2 protein-coding genes are annotated in these 806 nt (G+C 74.2%); both read right to left on the bottom strand.

Features of this window, described 5'->3' with window-relative positions:
• Nucleotides 1–368, bottom strand: a 368-nt coding sequence (locus x551_RS26655; RefSeq protein WP_051512321.1) for a hypothetical protein, incomplete at its 3' end; no start/stop codon positions are given.
• A gap of 25 nt (nucleotides 369–393) precedes the next feature.
• Nucleotides 394–806 (bottom strand): MOSC domain-containing protein (locus x551_RS22845; RefSeq protein ID WP_036252097.1); only part of this gene is annotated, 413 nt, incomplete at its 5' end.

Here is an 806-nt window from a genome sequence, read left to right as displayed (position 1 = left end):
GCGAGCAGCGCGGCCAGCGCCTCGGGATCGCTCTGCGCCAGAGCCTCGACGGCGGCCGACGCCGCCTCGCGCCGCTCGCGCCGCTGCCGGTCCTTGATGGTCTCCACCTCGACGGCCAGCGTCCGCAGGCATTGCAGTGCGGTCTGCGCCTGCGCCGCGCGCTCGGGCGTGGCGTCGGGCTGCTGGCCGAGCACCACCTCGCTGAGCCAGCCGAGCTGCTTGCCGTAGCTGGCCACGTCGAACACCGCGCGTTCGACGTCGGCGTCGCCGGCCGTCGGGCGGATCCCGCTGAAGATGTCCTGCGTGACCGCACCGCTCAGCGGAAAGTGAAGCTGCGGCGCCCAGTGGAGCCAGAACCAGGGAAACATCGGCAATCCTCCTCGCGGGTTGTCGTCATCCGCCGGGTGGCGCGAACTCGCACACCACCGCGTCGCCCAGGTGCAGCATGCCACCGGCCAGCACCCGCGCGGTGACACCGCCATGCCCGCGCACCGCGCTGTAGCCCCCCGGACCGAGCGCCTCCTCCATGCGCGAGCAGGGCTCGCAGGGGCCGGTGAGCTCGAGCAGCACGTCGGCGCCGATGCGCAGGCGCAGCGGCTGGTCGCGGAACAGCGTGCGCACGGCCAGCAGGTTCAGCCCCGACACCAGGAGGTTGCGGCGCAGCGCATCGGCGGTCACCTCCGGCCGTCCCGCCAGTGCGGCGATGACCGGCAGGTGCTCGGCCTGCAGCAGCGTGACCTGGCGCTTGCCGCCCAGGCCGCGCCCCGTGGCACTGCGATCGCCGTGCAGGCCGAGGCCGGCGAGCG

The sequence above is a fragment of the Methylibium sp. T29 genome, from assembly GCF_000576205.1.
GTDB lineage: Bacteria > Pseudomonadota > Gammaproteobacteria > Burkholderiales > Burkholderiaceae_C > Methylibium > Methylibium petroleiphilum.
Note: the sequence above shows the minus strand (reverse complement) of the source record. Positions and strands in the feature narration are given on the sequence as shown.